General features: G+C 62.6%; 13 protein-coding genes. 6 read left to right on the forward strand and 7 right to left on the reverse strand.

The genetic code is table 11. From position 1 onward, the window contains the following. Nucleotides 1-334: 334 nt before the first annotated feature. The gene (locus tag J2T23_RS03080; RefSeq protein ID WP_307357053.1) at nt 335-1,027 is read left to right on the forward strand and encodes a DUF6994 family protein; all 693 of its coding nucleotides are present in this window, start codon (nt 335-337) and stop codon (nt 1,025-1,027) included. A gap of 24 nt (nt 1,028-1,051) precedes the next feature. On the opposite strand, the gene J2T23_RS03085 is transcribed toward J2T23_RS03080, so the two are convergent. Beyond that, nucleotides 1,052-1,222, reverse strand: coding sequence for a hypothetical protein (locus J2T23_RS03085; RefSeq protein WP_307357057.1), 171 nt, complete (start codon nt 1,220-1,222; stop codon nt 1,052-1,054). 666 nt (nt 1,223-1,888) lie between these two features. On the opposite strand from J2T23_RS03085, the gene J2T23_RS03090 reads away from it, so the two are divergent. After that, entirely contained in the window at nt 1,889-2,557 is a 669-nt protein-coding gene (locus J2T23_RS03090) for a hypothetical protein (RefSeq protein WP_307357060.1), read from the forward strand. Nucleotides 2,558-2,975: 418 nt separating this feature from the next. Here J2T23_RS03090 and J2T23_RS03095 read toward each other — a convergent pair whose 3' ends face one another. From J2T23_RS03095 to J2T23_RS03115, 5 genes are all read right to left on the reverse strand, one after another. Then, on the reverse strand, nt 2,976-3,701 hold the full coding sequence (locus tag J2T23_RS03095) for a PspA/IM30 family protein (RefSeq protein ID WP_307357064.1): 726 nt from the start codon (nt 3,699-3,701) through the stop codon (nt 2,976-2,978). Between the two features lie 71 nt (nt 3,702-3,772). Next, nucleotides 3,773-4,168 (reverse strand): hypothetical protein, encoded by a 396-nt coding sequence (locus tag J2T23_RS03100; protein WP_307357067.1) that lies wholly within the window; start codon nt 4,166-4,168, stop codon nt 3,773-3,775. An 11-nt stretch (nt 4,169-4,179) separates the two neighbouring features. Beyond that, nucleotides 4,180-4,827 carry a hypothetical protein gene (locus tag J2T23_RS03105; RefSeq protein ID WP_307357070.1) on the reverse strand — a complete coding sequence of 216 codons (648 nt, stop codon included), beginning with the start codon at nt 4,825-4,827 and terminating at the stop codon, nt 4,180-4,182. Continuing rightward, entirely contained in the window at nt 4,824-6,062 is a 1,239-nt protein-coding gene (locus J2T23_RS03110) for an ABC transporter permease (protein WP_307357072.1), read from the reverse strand. Before J2T23_RS03110 ends, J2T23_RS03105 begins: the two co-directional genes overlap by 4 nt. Further along, nucleotides 6,062-6,994, reverse strand: coding sequence for an ABC transporter ATP-binding protein (locus J2T23_RS03115; RefSeq protein ID WP_307357075.1), 933 nt, complete (start codon nt 6,992-6,994; stop codon nt 6,062-6,064). The genes J2T23_RS03110 and J2T23_RS03115 overlap by 1 nt, the downstream gene beginning before the upstream one ends. 279 nt (nt 6,995-7,273) lie before the next feature. Between J2T23_RS03115 and J2T23_RS03120 the strand changes: the two genes are divergently transcribed. The 4 genes from J2T23_RS03120 (at nt 7,274) to J2T23_RS03135 (ending at nt 11,242) form a co-directional block, all read left to right on the forward strand. Beyond that, a complete protein-coding gene (locus J2T23_RS03120; RefSeq protein ID WP_307357079.1) occupies nt 7,274-7,816 on the forward strand; it encodes a hypothetical protein in 543 nt (180 codons plus the stop codon). A gap of 193 nt (nt 7,817-8,009) precedes the next feature. Then, nucleotides 8,010-8,717: a CPBP family intramembrane glutamic endopeptidase gene (locus J2T23_RS03125; RefSeq protein ID WP_307357082.1), complete on the forward strand. Its 708-nt coding sequence runs from the start codon at nt 8,010-8,012 to the stop codon at nt 8,715-8,717. A 19-nt stretch (nt 8,718-8,736) separates the two neighbouring features. Beyond that, nucleotides 8,737-9,405 (forward strand): TMEM175 family protein, encoded by a 669-nt coding sequence (locus J2T23_RS03130; RefSeq protein ID WP_307357087.1) that lies wholly within the window; start codon nt 8,737-8,739, stop codon nt 9,403-9,405. A gap of 1,066 nt (nt 9,406-10,471) precedes the next feature. Further along, nucleotides 10,472-11,242: a metallophosphoesterase family protein gene (locus J2T23_RS03135; protein ID WP_307357089.1), complete on the forward strand. Its 771-nt coding sequence runs from the start codon at nt 10,472-10,474 to the stop codon at nt 11,240-11,242. 223 nt (nt 11,243-11,465) lie between these two features. Here J2T23_RS03135 and J2T23_RS03140 read toward each other — a convergent pair whose 3' ends face one another. After that, nucleotides 11,466-13,856, reverse strand: a complete 2,391-nt coding sequence (locus J2T23_RS03140) for a hypothetical protein (protein WP_307357092.1) — start codon at nt 13,854-13,856, stop codon at nt 11,466-11,468. Nucleotides 13,857-13,946 lie beyond the last annotated feature (90 nt).

The raw sequence follows: 13,946 nt of genomic DNA on the forward strand, positions 1-13,946 counted from the left end.
CTCGGCACCGCACTGGCTTCATCAGATGCCGATCACGATCGGCACAAGAAGTTGCGAGGATTCTCGGAACCGCTTCCGTCCGGTTCCCGGGCCTTTCTAGAGTCATTCCAGAGGCACCAGCCCCAACTACGTCAGGGGGACGTATGAGCACGAGTGGCATCCAGGGCGCTAATACAGCGCGCACCGTACAGGCACTTCCTAGGCCGCCCCGGGGGTCGCTGGCACGGCCGCGGCCAGTGCCTCAGCTTCCGGCGCGCAAGGGCCGGGAACACGAAGTGCAGCGGCGGATCGGGGACCTCGCGGCACTTGCTGCCAACCATCAAGGGAGGTACGTATGACCACCGGCGTCGATACGTCCTTTGACTACTTCTCGGATACGCCTCCCGGGAAAGATCCGGATAGGTACAGCCAAACGCTGCGACTGCACCACCAGCTGCTGTGGAACAAGGAGCTACCCACGGGCGGATGCTTCACTTTGGTACCTGAGCCGGGTGCACACCTTGTACACAGGTCAGGGTCGGGTGTCTTCTTCCTCTCCAGCGATGCCATCACGACCAGAATGCGGCACAAGGCGGCCCGGGTAAGGCGTGAAATCCCAGCAGATGACCTGCCCGCTTACCGCGGCTACACCACCGGGAGCATCCTCGTGTTCCCTGGCAACAGCATCGGCGGGAAGATGACCATCAACCGTGCACGTGGTTTCCATCCCAGGATCGCTGATCGCTTCGACTTGACCTTGGAATGCATCCGTCGCCACTATCTCGACGAATTTCCGAACCCCCTCGGCGATGTCCTGCACAGGTACGCGGACTTCTTTGCCCTGTTCGGGGACTTCACCGGGTACGTAAACTTCTTCCTGCTCCAAGACCTCGTCGAGGAGGACGGAAAGACGATCCGCTACTTCCACCCGTTCGACGACTTCAGCACCCCAGCAGTTCCCAAGACCTGTGTCGAATACCTGGCGTACCTGCGACGCAGTGAAGAGTTCATCACGGCCCGTAGCCGCACCATCGACGCCGAGCCCTAGGATCTTCCCGAAGCCGACCTTTGCCTAGTAGTCGATGGCCTTGCGGTCCATGGACTTCAGCGCGGCGAGCCGGGCTTCCCCTTGGGTCTGTTCTCCCAGGTCTTCGAGGGAGGCAAACGGGGGGTCCAGGAATGAGGCGGCGAATTCCTGCTCGCCGCGGACGGGTGGCTTCCTTCCGGCCGATGTTCTCCGCATACCGGTCGATGGCTGCCGTCGGGTCGCCGGCGTCGAGGGCACGGAGGGCGGCGTTGTCCTTGGCGTACCGAGGAGATCCCTCACATGCCATTGCCTGTCTCGTAACTATCGATGAACACCCCGATTCCTGCAAAAGGTTACGAGGCATAGTTACGAGAACTGCACTTGGAATCGCGGGTCCGGGACTCAACCGAAAATCTGTGGCTGCGCAGGTGAGGAGAGTAGTCACTCTCTGAGACGTCTCGTTACTCAAGGGTTTCGAGACAGGTCTGCGGCGGAGCGGTTAGGGCACCTTCATCGGGCATTTCATCGTGCGGGGTAAACGTACCTATCCGGGGGCAGACAACGGAGTAAGGCAGGAATCCGTGCCCGAGTGAACGCTCAACGACCGGCTTCCGGACGGACATCGGCGTCGGTCGGTGGACCATTTGGGGTCGCTCGTCCCATCATCCGAAGCTCTCCGGGGCCTTGGCGTCGGGCTTATGAGGTTTGGTACCGCAATCCTGTCGCAGGAGACGGGAACTGGATCGTCTCGGTGATAGAGACCGACGTCGAGCGCGACAAATCCGTCGTGCGGGCCGCCACTCTGAGTCACCTGCATTAAAGCATCTGGGGCGGACTCGAACGCAGCCGCCCGGAATGGAGCCGACCCCGTAAGCTAACGCCATGACCACGTCGAGCTTTCTTTTCCAGGACCGATCTTGGCGAACAATAGTGATCCCCTGGGGCACAGACTTCAACTCACGCTTGCGAAGTGCCGTCGCGGATGCGCCCCCTGAAATAGCTAATCCGGCAATCCCTTCGGAACTTGATAGGTACCGGATCACGAACGATAGTTCGCTTAGCCTCCTGGACTCGCGGCAGGTCGAGCCGAACGATCTGTTGCCCTTCCACATCTGCGCCACGGCGTTCCATAGTTGGGCTCGCGCCGAGGAGGAACTCCTCGACTACCAGCGGCAGTGGATAAAGCATCCCGAGACCACCTTGGAATATCGGCTGGTCGATAATTACCTTTACGCTCTCACCTGCGTTTACCAATTCAATCTGGCGAACCTCTCTCTGGTTGACGAGTCGAGCGACTTCTCCATGCTCCAAGGTGCCCTGTCGAGCATCCAGATGGTCCGTGGCGTACTCCAGCAGGCGATCCCATTCGAGGCGTCCCTAATAGATGACCTCAACGGCTTTCCTTGCCCGACCGAGCAGGTTCGTAACGCCCTCGAACGTCCCACCGCCACCCACGCCGCAAAGACATCAATACCGCCCTTATCGCCCTTTGCTCGGCTGCATCAATCTGCATATCCTCTGCATCGACCTGCATTTCCTCTGGATGGTTAAGTCCTATCCGGTTCAGTGGTCGTAGGCCGTCAGGGAGCGTTTTTGGAGGTTCGCTGGTTTCCGGTTGTGTCCATGACGGTTCGGCGCACGATCAGGCGGTCGAACAAACTCCAGAACACGTAGGCGGGGCCGCCACAGTTGTCCAACGAATACCAGTGCAGCAACCCCGACATGCTCTAGAACAGCCGGTGACGTGGACACGTCCTGAAGCGAGTGCCGGTCCCAGAAGGGGGTAGGTTTCGAGATTCCGCATTTGCGCCGCGACGTTGACCTGCTCTGATGCCCGCGCGACAGCAGGAGAGCTGCACGTAAGCCGATCCCCCTACGTACACCGGCTCGTCTTCAGATCTGACGCAAGTGTCTCGTAACCTCTGCGCCTCGAAACCCTAGGGATACGAGACGGCGAGAATGGTCGATCCTAGTAGTCGATGGCCTTCCGGTCCATGGACTTGAGCGCCGCGAGACGTGCTTCCACTTCGGTCTGCTCTCCGAGGTCTTCCAGGGAGGCAAACTGGGCGTCCAGGGATGAGGCGGCGAGCTCCTGCTGGCCGCGGACGGTAGCTTCCTTCCGGCGGATGTTTTCCTCGTACCGGCCGATGGCCGATGTCGGGTCCCCAGCGTCGAGGGCCTTGAGCGCGTCGTTCACCTGGGACTGGGTGGCGGCGACGCGGGCCCTGTTGACCAGCTGGTTGCGTTTGGCGGTCAGCTCCCCTAGCTTGCCGCGCATCTGGTCCAGGCCACCCTTGAGCTTGTCGACGACCTCGTTTTGGGTGGCCAGGGACGGCTCCAGTGCCTTGCCGGTGGCTTCGGCAGCCATCTGCCGCTGCAGGGCGAGCCTGGCCAGGGCGTCGAACTTGTCGGCGTCAGGGTTCCCGGCGGCGCGGAACTCGTCGGCCTTCTTCGACGCGGCAATGGCCTTGTTCCCCCAGGAGTTGGCGTCCTCCACCTCGCGCCGGTGGTCATCCTCAGCCATCCGGAGGTTGCCGATGGTGGTGGCAACGGCGGCCTCGGCTTCACGGATGTTCTCCGAGTAATCCCGGACCATCTGGTCCAGCATCTTCTGCGGGTCTTCGGCGGAGTCCAGGAGGGCGTTCAGGTTGGCCTTGGCGAGCTGGGCGACGCGGGCGAAAATACTTTGCTTCACAGGGGTCTTTCTATCAGGAATGGGGTTTCGGATCTCATGTGTACGGCAACCGGCGGGGACTGAACCAAACGCTATTCCCGCTGCCGGCGCCTGCGGACCCTGATGACTTCTGCCACCCCGGCAAGGGCCAGCGGGAACGACACGACAGCGGCCAGATGCCGCTTCAGGTCGTAGGGGTCATCCATCATCGCCCAGCCCACGAGCACCCCCGGCAGTCCGACGCAGATGGTCACCCATGGGCGGTTCTCCCGCGCGCCCGACCAGATGGCGGCAGCGATGGACAGCGCGGAACCGGCCAAGATGTAGCGGCTGCCGATCCAGACCTGTTCCTGTTCGTCCGAACGGGGCAGCCAGATGTGCCAGCCGGCGTGCCATATCCCGTAGCCGATCAGCACCAACGATGCGAGGACGAGCAGGATCCAGGCGATGGTCGCCGTCCAGCGGCGGCCAGCTGCAAACGGAGTCACTGCCGGTGCTTTCACAGCGGGCCGTAGCCGGCGTTGCCGTACGGGTCCCGCCACGTGGCCAGGTCTTGTTCGACTGCTGCCCGAAGACCGGCGTCGGTCTGGATCCGCTGCCGGAACGACTGCCTGGCCCGGCCCAACACCACTGAGGGGATCAGGATGCAGACGGTCAGGAGGGCCGTGAAGAGCAGGTAGGCCCCCAGCAAGGTACCGGCGCTTCCGTTGGTCGCGGCTGAGGGCGAGCCGATGATGAAGATGGCCGCGACGATCGCGTCCAGGACGGTGACCATGAGGATGCCGCCACGGGCGGAACCGGGTCCACGGGTCACCAACCGGCTGCTGCCTGGCAGTGTCCGCCGCACCTGCTTCCACGAGATCATGCCCAGCGTGGACAAGGCGGCTCCTGCCAGGCTCAGGACAATCACCCACACTGGGCTGCCCGCCAGGACCGTGATGTAGGCGCCTGCCAGGACAAGGAACGCGCCTACCCCGATGGCGCCGCTCCAGCCCGCTGCCACTGTCCCTTGGGCGTCGGCAAGCACCCGCAGGCGGGACGGGGCCTCCGGCGCGCTGACCTGTGCCAGTTCCGGGGAGAGCCAGTAGTCGAGCGGGTGCTGGGGCTGGTCCGCCGGCCAGCGCACTTCTGGAAGCGGCCCTGTCATTTGGCGGCCAGGTCGCTGCGGCGGAAGGCGCCGGCGATGGAGAGTTTGCGGCCGTATTCGATGGACCCGTATCGGAACAGGTGGACGGCGAGGCGGATGATGAGGGCCCCGACGACCAGGAGCTCGACGATGACGATGGTGGCTTCGACCGGGTTGAGGGTGCCGAAGGCGTTCCGGAGCAGCGCGGTGACCGGCGCGGTGAGCGGGAAGTACGTGAAGACCTGCACGATCAGTGCGCCGGGGTTGGAGATGACGAGACTGAATGTGTAGAAGGGGATGAACATCATGGCCATCAGCGGCCCGAAGATGGTGCCGGCTTCCTTGGCGGTCGGCATGATCGCCCCGATGGCCACCAGGACCCCGGTGAAGACGGTGAACCCGCCCAGGAGCAGCAGGGCGCCGGTGACCATGGGTCCGGGTTCGAAGACCAGGGACGAGAGGTTCATGTCCGGAAGGGCCAGGGAGTCGCGGAAGAACAGATACGCCAGCCCGACCGGGGCCAGGAACACCAGGATTTGGACGAGCCCGACGGCGAACAGGGAAATGATCTTGCCCGTGATCAGCGTCGTCGGGTTCAGGGTCGTCAGGATCATCTCGGTGACCCTGTTCTCCTTCTCCTCCAGCGTGGAGTTCAGCATCTGGTTCGAAAGCAGGATCATCGAGATGTAGAAGACCACGAGGAACAGCATGGGCGGGATCACTCCCCCGATGCCGGCGGCGACCTTGCCGTCCTTGAAGGTTTCGGAGTCGAATTTCACGCTCCCGGTCAGGGCAGCGGTCAGCTGGGGCGAGCCGACCTGGTACTGGGCCGACGCGGCCAGCAGCTGCTTCGCGACCGCCTCGTACTTGCCGTTCTCGAACATCCCCTTGTCGGCCCCGTAGACCTTCACCGACTCCTTGGTCGGGTCTGCCGGGTAGGCGAAGTACGCCTCGGAGGTGCCGTCCTTGACCGCGGCGATCGCCGCCTCGGGGTTGTCGGTGTACGTCCCGCCGGCGACCTTGGCACCCGGGGCCATGATGATCCCGGAGGCGTCGCTGTAGGTGAAAGAGAACTGGGCGTTCTTCTGTGCGTCCGCGCTGGCATGCGAGCTGGCGTTGGAGGCGTAGACGAGGGCGAAGACGACGATCAGGAGGACCGGGATCGCCAGGGTCGCGATCGCGAAGCCACGCTTTTTGATGGTCCTCACGAACTCGAAGGCGACGACGGTGCCGAGGTTGTGCCGTGCCAATGCCATTACTTTGCCTCCGCCAGTTCATGCTGTTCGCCGTACACCTTGATGAAGATTTCATCCAGGGAAACCCTCGCCGGGGTGAAGGACCGCAAGGCCACTCCGGCTTGTACGAGCTCTCGCAGGACCTTTTCCTCCGATGCACCCTGCCCGGGTGCCAGCTCTGCCCGTCCGTCGCCAACGGGGATGATCTCGTACAGGTCGGAGGCGGGCAGCACGCCGTCGTAGGCAACGCGGTAGACGGTGCCGCCGAACTCCTCTTGGACTTCCTTAACGGTGCCGTAGGCGCGGGAAGTGCCGTCCTTGAGCAGGATCACCCGGTCACAGAGCCGTTCGACCTCTTCCATCTGGTGGGTGACCATGATGACGGTCGCCCCGGCCCGCTTGTGCTCTTCGATGATGTCCATCAGCAGCCGCCGGTTCACCGGGTCAAAGCCCTTCGTGGGCTCATCCAGGATCAGCAGCTCCGGGTTGTTCATGATCGTCACCCCCAGCTGAACTTTCTGCTGCTGCCCGCCGGAGAGCTTGTCTAGCCGGATCTTCGCCTTCTCCGGGATGCCGACCCGCTCCAGGTACTGCTCTGACCAGGTGCGGGCCGCGGCCTTGGACAGGCCCTTGAGCCGGCCGAAGTAGACCATCACGTCCAGGACCGGTTCCTTCTTGTACAGGCCCCGCTCCTCGGGAAGGTATCCGAGCCGTGCGCCGTCCCGCGGCTGGAAGACCTTCCCGCCGATATGCAGCGTCCCGGCGGTGGGCTGGTAGATGCCCAGCAGCGCCCGCAGCGTCGTGGTCTTTCCCGACCCGTTGCTGCCCAGGAACCCGAACGTCTCCCCGGCGTGGACATCGAAGGACAGGTCACGGATGACCGTGGTGTCCCCGAAATCCATCCGGAAGTTTTTGATGTGCACAAGCGGCTCTGCCGCGTCCCCCAACGTCATGGTTCAAGCCTATCTGTGGCAGGTGGGTCCGTCCCCGTCAGGCCTGCGTAGAGGGGTTACGCGACTACCGTCTTGAGCAAACCTTGCGGCGAACGAGGGCTGCCGTTGCGGGACAGCTCCTAGCGTGGAGAACAAGATCCCGACGTTGGGGGCGGGATCTTACAAGTGGGGACACGGCGGCGGCCACAGCATCCGGACGACCGGATGCCCTCCAAACGCCGCCGTCCCAACCACTTGCCCGGCATAGACCCCGTGAGATCCTGCGCGGAAGATACCTACATGCGAAGAACTATCTGGAGCCTGGCCGCAGCGTTTGTCACCACGATCGTCTTCGGAAGCGTCTATGTCACGCTCCAGCAGATCGGTCGCCACGAGGCCAACATTGCACCGGCCGCGGCCGCCTCCGCGCAAGTTCAGCAAACGGGTTCGGACATCATGACGGCGCCCCGGCTGGAGCTGACACCGGACAGCGGGCTCTTCCTCATCGAATACGGGCAGAACAACACCCCGCTATCCACCAGCGTGACCCTGCATGGTTCCGTCCCCGTCATCCCCGACGGAGTACTGGAGACAGCACGTGCCCAAGGCACAGATACCGTGACCTGGCAGCCCGAACCCGGACTGCGCATGGCCGTAGTCGCCAAACACACAGCCGGGAAGGTCGTCGTGGCCGGCCAATCACTGGCACCTTTCGAAGCCAGCGACAGCAGGGCCCTTGCCATACTGGCCGCAGGCTGGTTGGGATCCATGTCCGTCCTCGCCGGGAGCTACGGTGCGCTAAGGCTCCTCGAGCGCCGCCAAGCCGGGCACCACAACGACTGACCGGCCGGCACTACGTCCAGAGGCTTCCAAGGGGCCTTTGGACCCTGTCGGGCCCTCCTGGCACTGGGTAGCTTGAGGGCTAGTTTCGCCGACCGCTGTGCCAGCCAGCCCTACATCAGGAGTACCCGTGGTGGGAGACACTTCTTCAATAAGCACCGGCCACCTTCGTGCAGGGCTGAGTCCTTTCCAACGCGTGCTGGTTCTCGTTCTGCTGGCCGCGGTCGTGAACCTCGGCGCCGCATTCGTCCTGGACACCGTCACCGGGTGGGACAGCCTGTACCGCCGGCTGGGCGGTGTCCTGGTGCTCGCCGCCATGGCGGTTGCTGTTGCCGCCTTCACGCGATTCCCCTTCACGTGGACAGTCCGGTCCGGCCGGTTGCTGATCCTCCCGGCAGTCCTGGCCGTACTCCCGTTTTTCGCCGGTGTGCAGTCGGTCGAAACGACCGTCCTCACCGCCATTCTGATCGGAGAAGCTGCAACAGGGGTGTTTGAGGAGCTGTGGTTCCGGGGCCTAGCCCTGTCAGCACTCGGCCCGTGGAGCCCCATGGCAGCCGCCATCACCGTCTCGGCCCTGTTTGGTCTGTCCCACTTAGCCAACATCGCCTACGGCGCGGACGTCGCGGTGACAGCGGCCCAGGTCGTGGGTGCCTTCACCTTCGGCGTAGGCTACGCAGCCCTGCGGATGCGGACCATCGCCCTATGGCCCCTGATGATCCTGCACGCTGTAACGGACATTTCCCTCGCCATCGGCAACGTCACCGGCGGCCTGCGCTGGGGCATCATGATCGGCTCGGACACCGTGCTCCTCATCTACGGCATCATCCTGCTCCGACAACTTCCTGCAGGGACAACTGTCGGGGACGCGGTCGGCGCGAGGCGGACCACGCCGGCGCGCCCCTGAGCCCAAGGCGGGACGAAGCATGGCGGCCCTCTCCACCTACGACAAATTCAAGTCCCTGGTCAGCTCCGGCACGGACACAGAACGCACCTCGTTCTTTAGCGACGCCATCTTCGCCATCGCGATGACCCTGCTCGCGGTCGAGATCAGAGTCCCGGAAGTACCGCCGGAGGAACTCCCGCACGCCCTACTCGAACAAGGCGCCCAGTACTTCGCTTACGTGCTCTCCTTCGCCGTGACCGGCGCCTACTGGCTGACCCACCACCGCCTGTTCAGGCTTCTCCGGGCGTACGATGCGAACCTTCAGCGCATCAACCTAGTCGCCCTGCTATTTATCGCGCTCACCGGCTTCGGATCAGGAGTCCTCGCGCGCTACGGAGACCAACCCGCGGGAGTCGTTGTGTACGCGGTCATCATCAGCGGTATGGGGCTCAGCTACACCGCCTTATGGCAATACGCGTGGCACCGGAAGCTCTTCGGCAGTGACATCGATGCCCGTCTCTTCTCCTACATGCGCGCGAGAAGCCTGGCCGTCCCCCTGGTCTTCCTCGCCTCCATCCCGGTAGCTTTCTTCAGCCCCGCGGCCGCCGAATACCTCTGGCTCGGAGTCCTCGCCCTCGACGCCGCCCTGTCCCTCGCCTACCGAAGACGGCCGGCCACTCCTGGGCGGGCCCGGCCTACGAAGAGGTAGGGGCCACCCGAAGGTGGAAATCGGCCGCAAAAGGGGTGACATAGGGCCACCCGGTAGCAGCAAGCCCATCACACCGACCGCGCCTGCTGCCCTCTTCTGCACACTCCGCTCGGCCCGAAAACGTGCACTGGCCCTCTGGTGGGCCATGCCGTGCTCTCCCAAATTCCATGGCCCGTTATGGGCTGCAGTTGAAGGTATCAGGTCAGGGGCGCAGGCTGATCGACACCTAGCGGCTTGAGCGACTTGAAGGGGACAATGGAGGTATGTCCCGTTACAGAGCTTCTGTAAACATCCCGGCTGGCCCCAATGAGTCGCCGACGCCGGAGGAACAGGACGCTCTCGCTCCCTTTGACCTGACCACAGCCAATCCGGAAGACCTAGCAATTTGGATCGCGGCGGCTGAGCTGAGACTTGTCACCGACCGTAGGCTTGGCAAAGTTACCCCGAAATGGGTTGAGCAGCTCGCACGCGCAAAGGGTTGAAACCTTCGTCCGCCACGAGACTTCAGCGGTCGAAGAACGTCATATTGGTAGCGATAACGCCACCAATATGAACAGATGGCGGACATTAGCTTCGAGCTCATCGCCGGGCGGGAAGATTACGCCCTCTTGGGACCGGCCGGGCGCGAGTAGGCGTTCCTGTACAAGCGGATTTAGCGCTGGTTGTGACTCATGACGGCATCGTTGGACCTGCCTTCTTGAGCACGACAAGCTGCAAGGAAGCATTCCTGTTGACTCGTCGAACTGGCCACACTCGTAAAGCACTAGTGCTGGATGTAGAGCATTGCACCAAGTGGCTGTCACCGATCACTGCAAGGCCACATCGCTGACGAACGGGTGAACTTGTACTCCTGGGTGAATGTGGTGAATTTCGCCCCATCAAATCCTGCCTCAGCGAAAAGTATGGGACGGACGCTACTGTGGCCTGGACCGGTTTCCGCGGTCGACGCCGAACGAGCGTGCTCCTCCTAGGCGTCGCCGTGACTAGGAACGTTGTGACTGCTTGTGAGCCGTGTGAGTCTCAGCGTGGAGCCGGGCGTAGATGATTCGAAGGGGATTTGAGGGCCATGAATGAACCTAGGTGGGTCTTCATCGGAGATACTCACGGGGACACCGGCTGGATGAGGACTGTCCTGCGCTCGGCCGCACGGGCCGGTGTCCGCTCGTTGATCCATGTCGGGGATGACGCCTTCGACTGGCCAGGGCGGAACCGGCCAAAGCACGCTAACCGCGTGAACCACATTTTGGAGGAGCACGGGCAGACCCTGTACTTTTCGGGCGGCAATCATGACAACTGGACAACCCTGCTCAAGCTCAAGACGGAGTCGGATGGTCTAACTACTTGGCGGCCGAACATTCGCGTGTTTCCCCGCGGTGGCCGTGCAGTCGTGGAGGGCCTTACAGTAGGGGCCCTTGGCGGAGCCTTCAGTATAGATGCACGCCACCGCACCTTGGGGATGTCCTGGTGGGACACGGAGGAACCGACACGGGAAGACGCGCAGCGACTTCTTGACGGCGGCCCCGTTGATGTCCTCGTGACGCATGACGTCCCGTTGGCCGTGCCGATCGTCGGAGACTTCATGCTGGCGCCAGCCGTAGTTGAGCGGGCAAATGTCACACGCCAGCTTCTTCAGGACGTCGTGGACCAACTCCGGCCTGGCTACGTGTTCTGCGGGCACTGGCACCAACGACTGACTCACGAGCTCGTACACCCGGACGGCAGTGTTACAACTGTGGAGGTTCTGGCCAATGAATACAACCGCCGGACCAACGCAGTCCTCTTAAGCCGAGGCGAGCGGGGGCTCGTCGTGGAGCCGCTTGACCTCAGCGGCAACTGATTCACCCACAATCTAGGATTTCGACTCAGCGTCCAAACGTGGATCTGGAAGCGGAAGGCTGCGGGAGCCAAAAGAACGTGCCAACGAAGATGCTGTCTTGCGCGGAACGGATGAGGTACGGGCGACCTCGGGGACGCCCCGAAGGCTCGGAAGGGCAACCGCGGCACAACCAGCACCCTGTCATGAACTGTCATCCAGCTCACGCCTCTGATTCTTTGGCTCATTATTCAATGATGGTGAGAACGTCGATAGGAACGCCCGTGATACGGCTGCTGCGACTTCCTTGCCGGCCGGTGATCCCGAGGGAACCAGAGGATGTCGTCGACCTTTTTACCCGCTGCGATGCAAGGTTCTCGTCCCAGACGGAGGTCCATCCCGAACTGCTGCTCTGACCGTAAGGGATGAGCGCAGGGAAAGCTGCCTGTGCGGTCGTAAAGGCCGAGACGGGATCAAAAAGAATCACCTGATGACCCTTTACGTCCGCCACCTTTCCAATGGTCGGACCTGCAGGCCGCAAAGAGCCGTCCCCACCGTCGGTTTTCCAGCCGAGCCTGTTGTTTATCGAGTCCGAGGCATCACCAGCGATTGGAGGCTGTGTCGGGTCGTCCTTGGAAACAACATGCGCCATGCCCGTAGACAACAGCGACCGTAACGTTCGAACCAGAGATGCTCCAGGGGCGGATTCCTGGTTTTCGGCATGAGCGTCGATGACGAGACGAATGACGCCATCGCAGAGTCCGTCCAAGTTGAACTGCTCCACGAACCCGTCCTCCATCCCCAGATCGGCAGCCATCTCCTTCAAGATCGCCAGGGGTAGCAGGATGTCGGCGGCCAAAATGGACGCACGGTCCAAGGATGTCTTGGATTGCTGCGGATCAGTCGAGGCGTCGCTTACGGAGCGCTTCAAATTCATGTAGGCCTCGTTTAGGTGCTGCACGTAGCCGGCCCATCCGCCGTTGTGGTTCTTGGCTGCGTGCCGGATGTAGTGGATGACGTGGCCCGTGAACCGCGCTTGAGTTCCCTCATGTTTGGCCATGTTGACAATGCGGTCTGTTTTGTCTCGGTCCGGGTGCAGCTTGCCCTTGCCAATAAAGACCGGGATCACGCGTTCCTTCACAGACGACGTGGTCAGCTCGTTCTCGGCTGTGATGATGAGCTGGGCGATCGGCCTGTTGACCTTCCGGGAGGTCATGTTGGCGTTCATGCGGCCCTTGGTTGCGTTGTTGAAGATCGCGCGCGTGATGTTGGAGATCTTCTGGTCCTCCCCCAGAGCTTGGTCTTTCATTGCGGACGGTGCCATGTCGTCAATTACCCAGATGGGTGTGTGGGCGATGGCGTGTTCTATGTACGCCTCGGTGTCCTTGGCTGAGCCGGGCAGGCTACCGTCCTGCCAGGAGGACTTCCGGCGTGCCCAGAAGTACATGCAGGCCTGCGCCGAGTAGGACTTTCCAGTACCTTTGGGACCCCAGAAGAACAGGGTGGACTTGGGGCGCAGCGGCACCGTTGGGCGGAGTCCGCCGGCCAGAACAATCACGGCCGCAGACTGATCCGTCCAGGTTCCGGAAGTGATGTAGGCATCCACGACGGCGCGGAAGTCCTTTCGCACCTGTTCCTTGTAATCAATATCGTCCCAGGAGCAGTCCAGCTTCTCCACCCCGACCCCGTACTGGCCAGCCACGGGCAGGCGGCCACTATCCATGCCTGCCTTAACTGTCGAACCGCACGTCACGTCTTCGACGATCTGGTCGCTGAGAGCAAAGACGGGATACCCGTCCTCTTGAGGGACCCATCCCATGCGTGTCCAGCGAGTAGTGGACGCGCGTTCCTGCTTCCGGTTGTCCTTCACCGCTGCCAACCACGCATGCCCCTTAGCCCGACGGGGTGGCCAGGAAGGGTGCAGCAGCAACTCACGCGGAACGGTGGCGCCCTGGCGGACCCAGTCGGATGGCGGGAAGGCCAGGATGTTCTGCGGGCCAGTTACGACGGCGCCGCGGTCCTGCCCGTTCCAAGACCATGACACCTGAACCTTCACCAAGGTGTCCTTCGCATCAACTCGGACCTTCGGGTCGAGGATACCGTCGAGTAACTCCTCATCCGTGGGCTGCCTGCGCACTTCGGACGACAGGATGCGGCCGCCCAGGTCAACGCGCTTGTCCCAGCGGTAGCCGCTGACGGTGCCGCCGGGGGCGTTTTTGATGGGGACGCATTCTTCAACCTCGTGCCCGTTCGCAGACACCCGGAATGTTCCGGCAAGGTCGTGCGCCTTGGAGGCCGGAGCCGGGGGCATGACGGAAGTCATCGCATGCATCAGACCAGGCCCGTCACCGTTCTTGGCCAGGTCGTCGTCCACGCCGGCACTCGCCATCGACTCGCTGTCACCCGAGGCGACCGTCGGGTTGACGAACTTGATGGTCTTCATTGTCTGGGGACTGACACGCGACATTGACGGCGCTGCAGTCTGCGGATCTGAGGAGGCTGAGGCCCATTCGTCGTCGAAGTCCAGGGGCGTTTTTTCGGAAGGCGTTGCAGTCATGCTTGGTTCTATGCACACCTGCCCGGCACGGGGGTCATCGTCGAAGTCCAGGGGCGTTTTTTCGGAAGGCGTCGCGGTCATGCTTGGTTCTATGCACACCTGCCCGGCACGGGGGTCATCGTCGAAGTCCAGGGGCGTTTTTTCGGAAGGCGTCGCAGTCATGCTTGGTTC

The sequence above is a fragment of the Pseudarthrobacter niigatensis genome (assembly GCF_030812615.1).
Classification (GTDB): Bacteria; Actinomycetota; Actinomycetes; order Actinomycetales; family Micrococcaceae; genus Arthrobacter; species Arthrobacter niigatensis.